The organism is Sphingobacterium detergens, from assembly GCF_003610355.1.
Classification (GTDB): domain Bacteria; phylum Bacteroidota; class Bacteroidia; order Sphingobacteriales; family Sphingobacteriaceae; genus Sphingobacterium; species Sphingobacterium detergens.
Map to the genome: position 1 here is coordinate 453437 of NZ_RAPY01000003.1, position 16937 is coordinate 470373.

Below are 16937 nucleotides of genomic sequence, written 5' to 3' on the forward strand. Positions count from 1 at the left end.
CCTTTATCCTAACCTCACCCCAATAAAAAAGTCGGAAGGTTTTCTTCCGACTTTTTTACACAATCTATTTTAATTGATATTACTTCATTTTCACAAAACCAACTCCATTTAAACTACCAATCATACTCACAGGTGGCTTATTCACAACGTTCCACGACGCCAGCCCGACCGAACCTGCAGAAAGCTGCCGCTGAGCCATCACACTAGCAGCACCGCTATTAACCACAAAAGCATCATAAGAGCCGATTGCCTTCATTATCCGAGCCAAATCATTAAAAGTGACACCCACTGAAAAACTACTATTTGCCCCATCTACAACAACAGCATATAAGGTAGATCTATCAGAAGATAAGCCAAGAGCTGTATTTGCCTGCACCACTGCCGAAGTAGACACAATAACTCCTCCTCTATACTGCAGCCAGCCTGTCCCAGAAATCAAACCCTTAAATTTATTTATATCATAAGGCTCAAAATTAAACTGCAAAGTATCAAAACAATTTCCAATATACGCAGCCCCGTCAGATTGAACAGCAAAGAACGGCCTGGTCTTTTCCTTTCCTGAAGTGGTAGAAATATTGATCTTACGCCCATTTTTTATATAGGAATAAGTAGCAGTAGTAGCCCCATTAATCGCAGCCAGGATCTCGCCGCCAGATGAAACCTCATTATATTTAGCCATATCCGAAACCGGCTGCGCGACATAAAGATGATCATCGAACGAACTCATCACATAAGGAACAATCTTCTTCTTGAGATCTATTTCTAAGATTTGAATGCTCGTCGGTTGATTTAATTTATTGAGAAACCGAATATGAGTCCTTTCTAATCCATCAGCCAGACTAACTGTAGAATCCATCTGAAAAACCCCAACCACATCAGCCTGATCCATAATTTTCTGGGTAATTTTTTCGATTTTATCGTCTGGAGGAATAACATCTTCTGGCACAAGCCCTTCTTTTTTGTCATCAAATTTAGGATAATCATCCCTTTTCTTACAGGAAACAAAAGAGATCAAAAACAAGACAAACATCAAGCTGATCTTAATTGGGCAATATAATATATTCTTTTTCATAACTATCGGACTAAGAAAAATGAAAGATAAGGCTTCATAATCGCCGTCGTAAATCCATTATACCCCAACGCATACACAGTATAGGACCTTCTATCAAGAACAGCACCCGCATTCGAATAGAATGCAATAACCGAAGCATTTGTAACTGGAGCACCGGCAGGCCGGATCTTCCAGGTCCTCGTCGCAATACGATTCAATTCAAAATAAGGGCTACTCTCAAGGTATTGGATATTTTTTGCGACCAAAGAATCTTGGGTCGGCTCTGCGGTAGTTGCCGCCGCTCCATAGTACAAGTCTATCGCAGGAACATTAGGCATCAGATTCGTGAATCGATAACGAGCCTGCGTAGAGTCTGGCCGGGACAAATCTTCTTCATTCAAAATCATCTTGGTATTATTAGCTGTATCGGTCACATGTAATGTATACCTTTTCCCTGCTTCGAAATTCACCTGCGTTTCATACAAAACTATTGAGTCCCGACCATCATCTATACGATAAGGAAGCCCCACCTGAACCTTAATATTACCAGCCTTATATTTCAAAAAATCAGGCCGAGAATCCCCTCTTGTATTATAACCACCACCCGGAAATGGCTCTCGACCCCTGATTAGCGAAGTAACCCGTTGTCCATCAAATTTAACATACATATAGCGATCATCAGGATAAATTGAAGCCATATTTATTTTAACGATAACATCACTACTACCCAAGAACTCCACTTGACCGAAGTCTTGAATAGATTTTTTACAAGCGACCATTCCGAATGCCGCTAGCCCAAAAAATATAGTTTTATATAAAAATCTCATAATATTCAATCTATTTTCATCAATTCTCAGCAGTAACAAACCAGGTTGGTTTAGTGATATATTCAGGTTCCAATGCACCCCAACGATCCAATTCTTTTTCATTCCAGACATATTCTGAATTATAACGCGGTCGCACCCTGTAACAATAATCATTATAAGTAAGCTGACTGCCACTTAATGGAATATACTGTCTAAAGACATCTGGACTGTAACGATATTTCCTAAGATCACACCATTGCTCTAAGCCTCCCCATCCCCATTGCACAATATATTTCTGTCCCATAATATCAGCCAAAGTCAAGTCCGCAGCAGATTTTGCAACTTCCCCTCCTTCCAGATAAGCCTTCATATCATTCAGCGAAATCGCAACTTCTTTGTTATCTATATATTTATTCACAAAGTTCATATGTGCCACAATTCCTTTTTGATAAGCATCATAAGCTCCAGATTTGTCTCCTTTAACAAACAGCGCTTCGGCTTTCACCAATTGCAATTGCGCATGTGTCATTAAGGGAAAATCGACCGTATTTCTAAAGATAAATTTCCCCTGATAGGTATTGTTGACAAATTCTCCAAGAATATTTGGCACGGTACTATTTGTAACATTTGGCTCCCCGCCGATATAAATACTATCCCTCACATTATTTATCATCAGCATGCGGGACAAACGAGGATCAGTAGATGATTTTGGATTCTCAATTGGCGTACCACGAAGTCCTCCCGTAAGGTAACTGACAATAGGCTTCCCTGCACGGTTATAATAGGAAGTTGTATAGATCCCAAACAAAGCACTTACCACATTCGCATTCGCAGACTTATCTCCAGTAAACTTGACTCCTGCATCGTCTGCGATAGATTGAAAGGACAGGTCAACAAATTTTGCCACAGAATCGGCATATTTAGTTTTAAAATCCTGCTTATTGACCAAATGAATATATTGTATCGCTTTCAAACCATACACAAAACGCCGCCACTGCTCCATATTACCCCGATATAAATTATCTCCTTTTATAGAATTCAATGAAGCACTATAATCTATCGGACTCTTTTTATCGAGGTATAACAATGCCGAATCACACCATTGCCTTACTTTTGCATAGACCTCCGGCTGGTCATTGTATTTGAACGAAAGTTGGTTTGAGCGAAATGCCTCATCTAGGATAACCGGCCCATGATAGTCCGTCAGAGATTGGTACCCCCAAGCTTTTATTGCATAACCAATCGCCGCATACTCATATTTTTCATTCTCCAGCGCATCTTTTATCATACGCTCCAGATTCAATCCCAGATCAAAATATACCATACGCCACATGACACCCCCAACATCACTTCTTTCCGGGAAACCGTGTTTTTCCCAAATTTTGGAAGAAACATCACTACTCCCACCAAGAATTGTCTGATTAAATTTATTCATCTGACGCTGATCCTGCGAATATCCACTTGCCATTTGCGCTATAATAGGCGCTAATAACAACTCAGCTTTCACCAACTGAGGATTAGACGGATTTTCATTTATATCCAGGTATTTTCTGCAACCACTCATCAGCATGAGTACGGCAACAACGATTATATAGAAATGTTTACGCATCTCTTTTTCCTCCTATAATTTTAAAGTAAGACCAAAGTTAAAACCCCTAGGTTTCGCCATGTTTCCAAAGTCGATACCATAACCACCAATACCACCTAAGCCAGGGGTATTCATATTACTTTCAGGATCTAATCCTGTATAATTTGTAAACAAAAAAACATCAGTAGCTGTAAAAAACACGCTCAGACCAGCTTGTGCTCCAATTTTTCGTGTCAGATGCTTCGGCAGGTTATACCTCAACGTAACATCACGTAAACGCACCGTATAGATATCCTTTTCTATAAACATCTGCGGCTCTGTATTGACCGTATAATACCCAGAAGAAGAATAAGGAGTCACAGCAATCCGATTGATTGTTGGATTTTCGCTATTCTGCAAACCATCCTCCAACACCCCTGCAATCACCCTTGGCTCCTCTCTATTCAGCGTTTTAGAGGACATACCATTGATATACAACCTATAATCCAAACCATTCAATACATCTCCACCTTTCCGCCAGTCCCACAAAAATGTAAGGTAAAAATCTTTATAGGTTAATTTATTGACTATTCCAAGCGTAAAATCAGGGATTCGATCTCCAATAGGATAATAACGATCCGTACCCGCTATTGGCAAGCCTGTTTGCGCATTGATCAAAACATCTCCACGATCATTTCTTTTGAATCGAGTGCCCGTCAAAGTACCGATACTATATCCAGGAACCACGCCAGAGCGAACACCACCCAATACCTGCGTATCCGATTCATAAAGCTCCGGAAGGTCCTCCGCCAGCGACAGCACCTTACCTTTATACTGTGTAAAGTTGAACGTTAGATCCCATTTTAGATTATCCCTACGGATCGGGTTAATCGTTGTCTGCAATTCCGTACCATAAGTTTTCACCTCGCCTCCATTCATCATGCGCAGTACAAATCCGGAACCATAACTCAATCTAGGCATAATAATCTGGCCGGTACTTAACCGATTAAAATAACTAAAATCAAAGGTCAACCTACGATCCAACAACGCCAGCTCTAAACCTGTTTCAAAATCCCTCGTTTTTTCCGCCTTCAGATTAGGATTCCCGCCATTGACGCCATAAGCAAACCCGCCCCCTGTCGTATTCTTTGGTTCGAAATTTGAGAGTGTATAGTAACTCTTATAAGGCGCTTTTCCTGTAGTACCTACTGAAATCCGATACTTTCCATTGGTCATCCAAGAAACCTTATCCTTGAAAAAATCCAGATCAGTAAAATTAAAAGCTAATGAAGCAGAAGGATAGGCAAAATATGGATTATTAGGCATCATACGCGAGGCCGCATCCAAACGCCCCGTCAAATTCAGGTAAACCATATCGTCTAAATATCCAAATCCGGTCTGCGCCATAAATCCTACTGTTCGAAAATTTGCTGCAGCACTCCTTACGAGTCTTGAACTTGGAAATGTATTATTAATACTATAAAAATCCGGATCATAGAAATCCTCACCATATTGTGAATTTGTCAAAAAGTCATAGTCTTTAAATTCAGCACCTAGATTTGCACGAAAAGAAAAATCCTTTGATAAATTCTTTTTTACATTTGCCATGAACGAGCCCGAAAGAATACGTCCGTTTACAGTGTATTCATTAATAGAACCATTCCTCATAGCCGTACTGGAACCAGAACCCGAAAAAGATTGTGGATGGTACACACTCTGCCCTAGTGTATTTGAAAAATCGATACCGATAATCCCATTCAAGCTCAACCAGCTGTTTGCACGATAGGAGATATTGGAAGTCGCAAGCACACGATTAACGACGTCATACGCTGTATTCCGATAAACATCCCAAAAAGGATTATCTCTTTCATTAAAAATATCGGAATTATGAAGCACCCGATTGCCTTTATCATCTATCCAATCACGTACATCAAAAATCGGATTGAAACTCATTAATGTCATCAGATAGCCAGAAGCCCCCCGTCTAACCTTATCATTTTTTGAATAAATATAATTCAATGAGGTATTGAACTCTAATTTATCACCAAACTTAGCCGTGCTGTTTAACCGCGTTGAAAAACGTTTGTACAAGGTATTGGGTACTACACCAGTATTGTTATTATATTCATTTGACCAGCGATAAGTTACTTTTTCGGTTCCTCCTTCAAAAGCCAAACTATGTTTTTGGTTATAGCCTGTGGTGAAGAAATTTTTCACATTATCTTCATAGATATGAACACCTTCGGGATAGCGCGGACCAAGTGCAGTCGACGCTGTTCCATCATAGGAGCCATTCAACCCTTGCGCATACACATACTGTCTTTCAGGAAATTTATTAACGCTTTCAACACGTCCCGAGAAGGTATAATTCGCAGTAAACTTGCCAGCTTTTCCTTTTTTTGTGGTAATTAAAATTGCGCCACCAGCACCTTGACTACCAAACTGAGCTGTAGCTTCAGGCCCCTTCAAAACGGTATAGGTCTCGATATCATCTGGATTGATATCCATAGCTCTATTGGAATAATCCAAACTCTGGTTAGCCCCATTACTTGCAAGATCATTCTCATTGATGGTAGAATTATTGATCGGTATCCCATCTACAACAATAAGCGCATTATTATCTCCTGATATGGATGCAAACCCTCTAAGTACAATTTGCGCGGAAGCACCGGGCAAACCGCTTGTACTATTAATAGATAAACCCGGGACACGACCTTGGAGGCCTTGAAAAAAGGATTCCCGTTGGGTATCTGAGACATCCTCACCAGAAACAATTGGCGTTGAATACCCTAAGGACTTTCTATCCCTCTTGATACCATAGGCAGTCACGATGACCTCGTCTATTGCAGCACTGTTATCAGAGAGAACAACATTAATTACCGATCGACCCTGAATATTCTCTTCGGTAGACGTATAGCCTACAGATCGAAAAATCAATGTCGCACCGTCACTTACTGTAATTTTGTAAGCACCGATAGAACTGGTAGCAGTTTGCGTGTTCTTTCCTTTTTCTTGAACAGTAACGCCTTTTAACGCTTCACCTTTTGTATCAGTCACTTTACCTGTAATGACTTTTTGGGAAAAAGCAGTACAGTACATACATAGTAAGCTCATTAGCAAGAGCAGACTTCTTTTCATACTTAAACAATTTAATTCGTTAACTAGGTTTTATAACTTTAAAACTCCCCTTCTCAGCAAGTAGCTTAGATTGGGAAATTTCTCAAATCCTCAATTATTTACAAAATGAATCTCAGGCAAAATATTGGTTTATATATTTCTTTAATCAAATATAGCATAAAAACGCATATATTAAAACAAAAAATAGTTTTAAAACGCGCAATAACGAAAAAAGCCGAATAAACAGGATTTATTCGGCTTAATAACGTAAAAAAATAACCTACGGCATTTTATTTAATTGCAGATCAACTAAACGTCCCCTCAGCGCATGCATAAATTTATCTCCTGGATCATCTTTACCAGTGATATATTTAGGATCAGTTTCCTTCCACCAGGAAGTTTTTTTAAAGCGTTGATATTCATGGTGCCCGATCACATATTCAATAGGGTATTTTTTACGAAGGTAGCGGATCAGTTCTTCATTTGCTTTCAACTGCGCATCCGTCAAAGGATTCTGGCGGCTGCCTATATTTTCGATACCAATTGCACAATAATTGAGACCAATAGTATGTCGGGCAAAGATAGTATCGGGCAGAAATTGATAGATTGTTCCATCACGGTCGATTACAAATTGAGAAGATACATTCAAGGGACTCGCCTTTGTCAGTTCAGGTCTGCCCGGCAGTTTCACAGGATTGAAGGTGTTGAATGTTGCTTTTACACTGTTGTTAGCCGTCCAATGCACAACAACCATCTTAGGCTGTATCGTTGGTGTAGCTTGACTTAGCCCATGTCTATTTTTCAGATAATCCAGAGACAGCTGTATGCGCTCTTGATTCCAGGTGATAGGCTTTTGAACAATCTTGGGTGATTGAGCAAATAAAACTGTCACAAACAGACAGTGAACAAATAACAAAAAAGATCTCATCATACAAATCTAACAATTTTAACATTTAGACCAATAAACACGACAGCAGTAAAAAGGCTTGAAGGAAAACTTCAAGCCTTTAAAAAGACAAATTCAATATTATTTCTTATCCCAAAACACTGGTTTAGCCGTATAGGTTACATTCTGCACATCTGGATCTGCAGCAATCACTTGAGCGTAATTATATTGAATCCCATATGTGGGCACATTAAATCGTCTTGGCCATAAATCTTGAGTAGGAAACGCAACTGTATACGCAAAACCAGGACGAATAAAGCCTTTATAAATACCTTGAGTTTCGTTATAGGCACCGGATGCATCCGTACAATAATCCAAACGTCGTACATCATTGAACATTTCAGGCGAATAGGATAAAGCAATGTATTTTTGAATCATTATATGGCTCAATGTCAACACATTTACATCTTGAACAACAGATGAGCTCGCTAAAAATGCGACAGAATTAACACCAAGCAAGTCACAATGTGCTTTGATGCCATCTTTATATGCTTGAAGCGCTTGAACTTTATTTCCCTGTCTAAAATAAACCTCCGATTTGACAAAGAACATTTCAGCATTCGTCAACAAAAGACCTTTTGCGCTTTTAGTTGTATACCAAGTTCCGGTACTTGTAGCAGAAGATCTTAAAGCGCCATATTTAGGCTCAGAAGAAGGGAAACCATTAGCAGATAAAGTCGACAGATCTACCCCCGCTGTACGAGACTGAGCACCATTTGTGATAATATTAGGTATCAATAAAGAAGCCCGGGGATCCTCTACATTATTATTTCCTTTCGGTGCACCAGTATAGTTATTCAAGATATAATTGAGATACAACTGACTTAAACGATTTGTATTATTATTCGCATATTGCAATGAATTTGTTGCGGCATTCCCTGAAACAGCTTCATCCTGATATTGGTATATAGCAGATTCGGCCGTCGTTTTAGGCGCTTTTTCAATATTTGCCAATATTGCAGTCGGATCGTATTTATTAGTTTTAGACAAATGATTTAACATTCTTACCTTTAAACCATAAGCCAACTTAATCCACTTTTGAACATCCCCTCCATACAGATAATCTCCCTTTGCAAGCTCAGGAGCTCCTTCATTTTGACTTTTTTGCAAATATTCGATCCCTAGATCCAATTCCTTCAACGCTTTTTCATAGATATATTCACCTTGATCATATTTAGGCGTCATATTTCCCCCAACAAATGCCTCATCATAGGGAACCATTCCATACATATCCGCTAGGTTAGCAAAACCCCAAGCCCACATGACTTTTCCCACGCCATAATAGTGATTCGCTCCAGCTTTCTCCGCTGCTTTTAACATATCAGGGATATTCACCGCGCAATAGACATACCACGATTGATAAGGCCAGTTAATGGATGCACTGGTAATATTCCACTGCGTCAAATTCCAGTTATTAGCTGAATTATTGGCCGAAACAAGTTGTTGCGATAAAATTGCGCCCCGAGTTCCTGCACTCTCATAACCGTCCACAAACTGAGCTAAAATTGGAGGAAGCCTAAGATCGGCAGTGGGAACAGAAGTATTTGGATTATTCGGATTATCATTTACATCCATCCAGTCTTTACATGAAGTAATCAAAGCCCCGCCAATCGCTATAAATAACAATATTTTACTTTTCATTCTATTAGAATTTTAAATTAACACCAAACGTCACACTCTTCGTATTAGGCACCCCAGCATAATCCACCCCAACAGAACCGGAGCCCCTTACACCAGCACCAGCAGCGCTGACCTCTGGATCCATACCTGAATAATTCGTAAACAACAATAAATTAGTCGCATTCAGTGTAAAGTTCGCCCCCTTGATCCACTTCACGCTCTGGAAGACAGAACTTGGCAAATCATAAGACAAGTTAACAGAACGTAAACGCAACCAGTTCACTGTTTCGACAAAATTCGCGGTTTGTTGTGCATAGATATTTTGATAATAATATTGGTCTAAAGTAATCTCCCGCGTAACTTGCTCGAGTTGTTTTGTTGCCGGATTAGTAGCAACCCCAGTTAGCAACATTTTATCACCTCTATTTTCAGTATTTTTACTCAGACCGTAGTACGCTAGCTGATATTCTGTTCCATTCAATATATCTCCCCCTTTTCTAAAATCAAATAAAAACGAAAGGTTCCAATTTTTATATGTGAAACTATTATTCAATCCGCCCAAGAATTTAGGTTCACGATTTCCAACCTGATAAGTTGCATTCCCATCCGATGACGGATATCCTGTAGTCCAATCTAACAATAATTCACCATTTTCATTTGTTCTCCATTTTTTACCACTTATCCCCATGAAGTCACCATCATTAAAGGAAGCTGCTTTACCATCAGCAACCTGAACATCCGTTACATATAATATGGATAATCCTCCAGGTAAAGCATTTACTTTGCCTTTATTATGAGACATATTCAATGCTAGATCCCACGAAAAATTTTCTCTTTTTATTGGTGTAGCATTGATTGTCAGCTCTAAACCTTTATTCTGCAAATTACCTGCATTTACATATTGAAAGATACCCCCAGTAGCATTATCAACTCTTGGAGACAGGATCTGATCCACGGACTTATTATTGTAATAAGTAAATTCAACACCCAAGCGATTGCGCAAAAATTTCAAGTCAGTACCGATCTCAAAAGATTGTGTTTTTTCAGGCTTAAGATTAGAATTCCCTAAAGTCCATGAGTTACGGAAACCTCCTCCTATAGTATTCTGTGGAATCTCAAGATAAGAGTTTGTTTGATAAGCTGGCGCATCCTTACCTACTTCTGCCCAAGAAGCCCTTAACTTACCATATGTAAAAACATCATTTTTTGGCAGTAATTCAGAAAAGATCAAACTTCCACTAAAAGAAGGATACATAAATGACCGATTCTGTACTGGCAAGGTTGAGGACCAGTCATTCCTCAGCGTCGCACCTAAGTACGCAAAATTTTTATAGCCAACCTTAAAATCTCCGAATACCCCCAATCGGCGAATTTGGGTCAGGTTATCATAAACAAATTTGTCTTTATCGGCCGCATTATTAAACGCATAAAAGTTCGGCAAAATAAACCGTTGCGCTTTAGTCGCATTAGTTTTAGTATTTAAGTCTTCTGTAGCAGCCCCCAGTAATAAACTCAAATCCCAATCTTGGGCCACTACTTTATGCGCATTCAGCAAGAAGTTATGGTTTGTAAACGTATACTGGGTAATATTTTGTGACAACATCCCTTTTTGATATTGTTCCACAACAGATGATCCCGCTGAAATTTTTGAAGTATAGGTTGAGGTATAATTATCCAATCCTAACCGATAGGTAAAATCTAACCAATCGGTGAATTTAGCATTCGTATAGAAAGTTCCCAGAAACCTGTTTGTTTTATCCGTTTGGGGATTCATATTAACAGTCCAATACGGGTTATCAATATTTGCTTCCAGGGAGATCGCGGGAAGCAATAAATTTTGACTACCGTCAGCGTTCTGCCAGTTCTTCATATTAGCATTACGTGGATAAGCAATAATAGATTCCAAATAACCATTACCTCCTGTTCCCCACAGCCCCGTCCCAGTCAAGGTTTTAGTTGTTTTACTCTGTGAGAAAGCCGCATTACCTCCAAAAGTCATTATCCCTAAACGCTGTTCTCCGTTTAAACGAAAGTTTGTTCGATCATAATCTGTTGTCGGAATAATTCCCGTCTGTTTGAGATTACCTCCTGACAAATAAAAGTTACCATTTTTATTACCACCGGTTACATTAAAATTGTTGTCATAGGTATAACCAGTCTTAAAGAAGTCACGTAAATTATCATAAACTGTTTCACCATCAGCAAATTTATTCCCCCAAGAAAAGTTACTATTTGGATCGACAGTTCCGGACAAACTAGTCCCCTGTTTGTAAATTCCTTGTTGTTTCGGTAATTTATTTACCCAATTTGCACTTACACGCGAGTTTACCCCTATTGAAACGGCACCATCTTTACCTTTTTTTGTCGTAATCACTATCGCTCCGGCCGCTGCTCGAATACCGTACAAAGCCGCCGCAGTCGGCCCTTTGAGAACAGAGATAGATTCAATATCTTCTGGATTTATATCCATCGCCCTATTTCCTGAGGTTGTCGAAATATTCGTTGAACCATCAAATGCAGACATATCTCCGACACCTGTCGAATTGTCTATCGGCATACCATCAATGACAAATAAAGGTTGATTATCTCGCTCTAGGGAAGTTCCCCCACGGATAATAATAGAAGCTGAAGCTCCCGGGGCGCCCCCAGAATTCGTAATATTTAAACCAGCAATCTTTCCATTTAATGAATTGATTACATTCGGATTCTTATTCTTCATCAATTCATCCGACTTGATATCCTGAACAGCATAACCTAAGGCTTTCTTCTCCTTCTTAATCCCCATTGCCGTGACAACAACCTCCTCTAAAGCTTCTTCACTGCCTGACAAAGCAATATTGACAGTAGCATCCGTACCAACAGCTTGTTGTTTTTCTTTAGAACCCACAGCCCTAAAGATCAAAATATCCCCGGGCTCGGCTTTAATCGTAAAACTTCCATCTGGATTAGTTTGTGTGCTGACAGGTTTACCTTTGATGCTGACAGTAACATTTGCCATAGACCCACCATCTGAGGCATTCGTCACCTTACCTGTAATCGTTTTGGTCTGTGCCCATAAACTGGTAGATAGCATCACTCCTGAACAGAATAAGAGTAATTTTTTATTCATGGTATTTAGTTAGTTGTTAATAACTGATCATAACGGGAGGTTCCAGCCCGAGGTTTACACCAATTATAATACAATACTATAAAAAGCAGTTTAGTTATGCAAGTTTATGCATAAGTATTTGAAAAAGAATTAAAAATAATCGAACTACCGCATCCTCAGACAGCAAAACACCCCAGCAATACACTTAAAAAACACATAAAAACGCAAAATATAGCAAGAAAATTACAAAACAGCATAGACAAGCTGTTTAAAATCCTATATTTATATCAAATAAGACCACAATAGGCATTCTATTGGCTTAAAATCTGAATTTATGATAAAACACTTACTAACCAGCAAAGCACCTTATCGCTATTATGCGCTTTTAATGCTGCTCGGAGCAAGCTCCGCCGCATTAGCACAGCAAAAAAATTACACGATCAAAGGTAAAGTGACAGATTCCCGCACCGGACAATCTGTCCCCGGAACAACCATTAAACTCAAAGGAACTAACCAGTCCGTCAGCACCAATGCCAATGGAGAGTTTACATTAACCACATCCATCAATCCTGGAAAGTACGATCTTGTATTATCCAATGTAGGCTATGCTCCGACTACGACCAGTATCGAGCTAGGAAACCAGACAACCCTTACCCTCGCTCCAAGTCTCCAAGAGGATTTAGTGCGGATGAATGAGGTAATTGTTATCGGTAATGCTGTTGGAACAAGCCGTAAAGTATTAGGTAATGCCGTATCGACCGTCAACGCCAAGGATATTGCCAATAGTAATGCAACCTCCATTGACCAGGCCTTAACCGGAAAAGTCGCCGGCGCACTAATCTCTCAAAACTCCGGGAACCCCGCCGGCGGTATCAGCGTGCAATTACGCGGCCCTAGTTCCATCGTTGGGAGCGGCAGTCCACTGTATATTGTGGATGGTGTTATTGTCAACAACTCTTCTGCGGAGCTATTGGACCTAGGTGGATATAGTCAAAACAGATTGGTCGACATCAATCCGGCTGACATTGAAAACTTTGAGATTATCAAAGGTGCCGCAGCGGCGGCCATCTATGGATCCCGGGCCAGCAATGGTGTCGTGCTGATTACAACAAAAAAGGGAAAAGAAGGAAAACCTACTTTTACCTTTAGCTCAAGCCTGAAAACCTCTTCTTTACGAAAAAAACTTCCGTACAACACCTATAACAAAACATTTGTCAATACAACCGCTACCGATCTGACGCAAACTGATGTCACAAGATACGATTACCAGGACAAAATCTTTCAGACCGGTATTGGTACAGATAACAACATGTCTATTTCAGGTGGAACCGCCGGCACAAAATACTATATCAGTGGCACTTACCTCAATAACCAAGGAATTATTAAGAATACGGATTTTACCCGTGGTGGACTCCGCGCTCGTTTGGACCAGGATCTCAACCCCTGGCTGAAACTTGGTGCAGGGATGAATTATGTGTATAGCCATTCTAACGAAATGCCCAATGGTGGCATGACCGAGGCTTATGGTGCATTAACCGGGTTTATCTTCAGCAATAATTTTATTAATCCCGAAAAAGACCAAAATGGGAAATACCCTTCCACAACACCTGTCGCTGTTGTAAAACGTACCAACCCATTAGAAGCGATTAACAACTTCAAGTTTGCACAACGCACAAGTCGCTTTATCGGAAATCTTTCCTTACAAGCAAATCCGCTCGAGGGCTTAACATTAAATTATGTGCTTGGTTTTGACAACACCAATTCGCTCGGGACAGCCTACATCCCACCAGGGAACACAACACCATCTTACGAGCAGGGCTACGCACAGCGTGCAGATATCAGCACCTTCATGCTAAACAACGATTTCAACGCCTCCTATCAGACAAAGATTGGAGACTGGCTGGAGTCGACTTCCGGTGCGGGTCTAACTTTTCAAACTGAAAAAAACATGTCGACCAACATGAAGGCCACACAAATGGGATATGGCGGTGAAACAGTCAATAATGGCGTCGTTGTACCGACAGAACTCCGCTCCGATATGAATATTTTCGGGGCCTTCTTCCAACAGACATTCGGGATCAAAGAGAAACTGTATCTAACAGGTGCTATTCGCTATGATATGTCCTCTGTTTTTGGGAGCGAGAATCGTAGCCAATTCTATCCAAAGGTAAGCGGAAGCTATGTCTTATCCAATGAACAATTCTGGCAGAATTCGGCCATCAACAATGTTTTCTCAAGTTTTAAGATCCGGGCCTCTTATGGTCAATCGGGAAACCTTACCGCATTGAGCCCCTTCAGTAGATACACCAACTATTCGCCGCTGAACACTGGCGGCATTAATGGAATTATTCCCACGGACCTCATGGGCAATGAAGGTGTAAAACCCGAACGTCAGGAAGAGTTCGAAGTAGGGACAGACCTCAGCATGTTCCATGATCGTTTAGGGCTAGAGTTTTCCTATTATCGAAAAAATGTCAAAGACCTCCTTATGAACATCAACTTGACACCTTCCACAGGTTATATGTCCCAATACGCAAACATTGGCACAATGACCAACCGGGGAATGGAGTTTCTATTACGTGGGGTTCCTGTATTAAAAGAAAACTTCAAATGGAATATTACGGCTGTTTACTCCCATAACAAAAACGTCGTCAATAATGTCCCAGGAGGAATATTAATGTACACTGCCGGATTCGGACAAGTTGCAGCAGTCAACGGATCCCCCTTGGGTGCCTTTTACGCAACTTATTTTGCCCGCAATGAGGATGGATCCATTTATCACAATGCTGCTGGCCTTCCGACAACAGCCAAAGTTGGAAAAGACAACAATGGTGTCCCTACAGGCGCCACACTTAAAAAAGTCATTGGTGACCCTAATCCAGACTGGACTGGATCCTTGATCAACGAAATCAATGTCGGATCAAAATGGACTTTTAGAGCTCAATTGGATGCCGTCGTCGGACAGGATGTCTTTAATTTCACCAGACGTGTTGGTGACCGTGACTTATATGGTGGTCTTGCAGGCTATGAACCAGAGCTACGTGGCGAAGTCCCCAAAGGCACCTCCGCAGCATTATTCTCCATTATGGAAAACTGGATTGAAAAAGGATCCTTTGTCAAAGTAAGAGAAGTGTCCGCATCTTACAATTGGGCACGTCCAAACTCAAAGATTAAAAATATCCGTTTTTCTCTTGCTGGCCGCAATTTATTCTCTTTCGACAATTATAGCGGCTGGGATCCTGAAGTTAATGCTGCAGGCCAGAGCAATGCTGTCCGTGGATTCGATTTCGTTGAAGTCCCACTACCAAGACAGGTTATTGCAGGAGTTAATCTAACATTTTAACTTAACAATTTAGGATAACCATGATGTTTAGAGACCCTCGAATCGTTGAATTAATAAAACCATTCGCAGGTATTATATCATCCTTAAAAAATATCTCAATGAAAAAGATTTTCAACTATAAATTATTCCTATTTGCAGCACTGGCCATGAGCCTTAATAGCTGTAAAATGGATGTCCCAAATATAAATCAACCAAGTGGAAGTGCTGTTCCAACAACTCGGGAAGGGATTATTGCCATTAGCGCGGGTTTACAGATGTACTATTCGACAAATGGGATAGCCGCAACTTATTTTTACCCCGCAGTCACAGCGCGTGAACTCAAAGGCGTTGCCACATTTACCAACACGTTAGAACTCGAAGCAGGGGGCACCGAATTACCCACTGCAAACGGAAATATTCTGACATTATGGTCCAGTATGCAAAAACTCCTTGGTATGAGTGAAAGCGTGCTGAACAATGCTTCTTCTATCAGCACCTTAACGGGCGGAACACTATCTGGCACATTGGCAAATGCTCATTTATACAGAGCAATAGCGCTTGGCGCACTGGCAACAAGTTTTGAGAAAGCGAATACACAGACTCAAAAGGATGGCAAAGTAGCCTTCGTTGATAGACAAGCTGTTCTTGCGGAAGCAATCAAATCCTTGAACACGGCAATTGCCCTGGTGCAACAAACTCCTATATCATCGGAATTTACATCGACGGTAACCGGCTCAACCATTAACTTGCTGAATTGCCTACACGCCTTCAATGCTCGCTTCAACCTCATGGCCGGAAATTACCAGCAGGCCTATAGCGAAGCTAACCTTGTTGATTTAACGAAGAAAAGTACGTTCACCTATACAGCAATAAGTGTTAACCCCCTTTGGAATCAAACCAGTATTTTGAAATATTACGTTGTTAGGGAAAACTTAGGCCTCCCGACAGGTCTATTTGAAACTGGCGATAAACGTCTTGACTTCTACACTAAACTTAATGGCGCAACACTCCAGCTTAAAGGCTTTTCGGAGACACAGAATGGAGAAGTTCCCGTTTACTTACCCGACGAAATGAAACTGATCAAAGCCGAAGCCTTATTACGCAACAACGGTTCATTGACCGAAGCACGCGATCTGATCAATGAAGTTCGTACTCAAACGGCTAGCGATCTATTCAATGTCAATGCCGGGCTGCCCGCATATGCTGGAGCCATCAACAAAAATGATCTACTGCTCGAAGTCTATAAACAACGCTGTGCAGAATTATTTATGTCAGGCTTACGACTGGAAGATAGCAGACGGTTTGGTCGCCCTGCTCCACCGCAAAACACAGCGGAACGCAACCGGAATTTCTATCCTTACCCGGATCAGGAAAGAATCGGTAATCCGAACACACCTGCAGATCCAGAAATCTAAAAAAA

At 40.6% G+C, this 16937-nt stretch carries 9 protein-coding genes; 2 read left to right on the forward strand and 7 right to left on the reverse strand.

What is annotated here, in order from left to right:
- Window positions 1-79: 79 nt before the first annotated feature.
- The 7 genes from DFQ12_RS17505 to DFQ12_RS17535 all read right to left on the reverse strand — a co-directional run bounded on the left by DFQ12_RS17505 (window position 80) and on the right by DFQ12_RS17535 (window position 12216).
- Entirely contained in the window at window positions 80-1072 is a 993-nt protein-coding gene (locus DFQ12_RS17505) for a phosphodiester glycosidase family protein (protein WP_120260335.1), read from the reverse strand.
- A gap of 2 nt (window positions 1073-1074) precedes the next feature.
- On the reverse strand, window positions 1075-1878 hold the full coding sequence (locus tag DFQ12_RS17510; RefSeq protein ID WP_120260336.1) for a DUF4397 domain-containing protein: 804 nt from the start codon (window positions 1876-1878) through the stop codon (window positions 1075-1077).
- A 19-nt stretch (window positions 1879-1897) separates the two neighbouring features.
- The gene (locus tag DFQ12_RS17515; RefSeq protein WP_120260337.1) at window positions 1898-3466 is read right to left on the reverse strand and encodes a SusD/RagB family nutrient-binding outer membrane lipoprotein; all 1569 of its coding nucleotides are present in this window, start codon (window positions 3464-3466) and stop codon (window positions 1898-1900) included.
- 12 nt (window positions 3467-3478) lie between these two features.
- Window positions 3479-6562 carry a SusC/RagA family TonB-linked outer membrane protein gene (locus tag DFQ12_RS17520; protein WP_120260338.1) on the reverse strand — a complete coding sequence of 1028 codons (3084 nt, stop codon included), beginning with the start codon at window positions 6560-6562 and terminating at the stop codon, window positions 3479-3481.
- Between the two features lie 259 nt (window positions 6563-6821).
- Window positions 6822-7472 carry an N-acetylmuramoyl-L-alanine amidase gene (locus DFQ12_RS17525; RefSeq protein ID WP_208642579.1) on the reverse strand — a complete coding sequence of 217 codons (651 nt, stop codon included), beginning with the start codon at window positions 7470-7472 and terminating at the stop codon, window positions 6822-6824.
- Between the two features lie 96 nt (window positions 7473-7568).
- Window positions 7569-9128 carry a SusD/RagB family nutrient-binding outer membrane lipoprotein gene (locus tag DFQ12_RS17530; protein ID WP_120260340.1) on the reverse strand — a complete coding sequence of 520 codons (1560 nt, stop codon included), beginning with the start codon at window positions 9126-9128 and terminating at the stop codon, window positions 7569-7571.
- Between the two features lie 4 nt (window positions 9129-9132).
- Window positions 9133-12216 carry a SusC/RagA family TonB-linked outer membrane protein gene (locus DFQ12_RS17535; protein WP_120260341.1) on the reverse strand — a complete coding sequence of 1028 codons (3084 nt, stop codon included), beginning with the start codon at window positions 12214-12216 and terminating at the stop codon, window positions 9133-9135.
- Window positions 12217-12529: 313 nt separating this feature from the next.
- Between DFQ12_RS17535 and DFQ12_RS17540 the strand changes: the two genes are divergently transcribed.
- Together DFQ12_RS17540 and DFQ12_RS17545 are read left to right on the forward strand one after the other, a co-directional pair.
- Window positions 12530-15538, forward strand: a complete 3009-nt coding sequence (locus DFQ12_RS17540) for a SusC/RagA family TonB-linked outer membrane protein (RefSeq protein WP_208642580.1) — start codon at window positions 12530-12532, stop codon at window positions 15536-15538.
- Window positions 15539-15636: 98 nt separating this feature from the next.
- The gene (locus DFQ12_RS17545) at window positions 15637-16932 is read left to right on the forward strand and encodes a RagB/SusD family nutrient uptake outer membrane protein (RefSeq protein WP_120260342.1); all 1296 of its coding nucleotides are present in this window, start codon (window positions 15637-15639) and stop codon (window positions 16930-16932) included.
- Window positions 16933-16937 lie beyond the last annotated feature (5 nt).